The organism is Streptosporangium heterodermiicola (genome assembly GCF_051390675.1).
Lineage (GTDB): Bacteria > Actinomycetota > Actinomycetes > Streptosporangiales > Streptosporangiaceae > Streptosporangium.
Map to the genome: position 1 here is coordinate 1 of NZ_JBPJSR010000102.1, position 558 is coordinate 558.

A 558-nucleotide genomic window follows, 5' to 3' on the forward strand; every position below is an offset into this window, starting at 1 on the left:
TCCCCATGGGTGGAGGAACCCGTCGTGGTCCTGGCCATGATCAAAACCGCCGCGATGCCACAGCACAACCCCGACAACGCGTACAACATCACGGTGTGCCGGCGCACGTCGATACCCGCCAGCCGCGCCGCCTCCGGGTTACCGCCCACCGCGTAGGTGCGGCGGCCGAACGTGGTGCGGTTCAACAGCACCCACCCGGCGATCACCACCAGCGCGAAGATGTAGACCAGCACCGGAATGCCCAGCACCCGGCTGGTCGACAACTCCACGATCATCTCGTTGCCCTGCTGCACCAGCTGGGTCCGACGATCCGACATCCGCTGCGCCAGCCCCCGGGCGGCCACCAGCATCGCCAGCGTGGCGATGAACGGCACCATCCGCCCATACGAGATCAGCAACCCGTTGACCAGACCCGCACCCGTGCCCACCAGCACCGCGCACAGGATCATCACGAACGGCCCATAGGCCTGGGTGGCCAGCGTGGTCGCCCACACCGACGCCAGCGCCATGATCGCACCCACCGACAGGTCGATACCCCCACCGATGATCACGAACGTC

The 558-nt window shown here is 67.0% G+C and carries 1 protein-coding gene; it reads right to left on the minus strand.

Features of this window, described 5'->3' with window-relative positions:
• Nucleotides 1-558: ABC transporter permease (locus tag ACSC1Q_RS43070; RefSeq protein WP_436764525.1), on the minus strand; the 558-nt coding region annotated here is incomplete at both ends.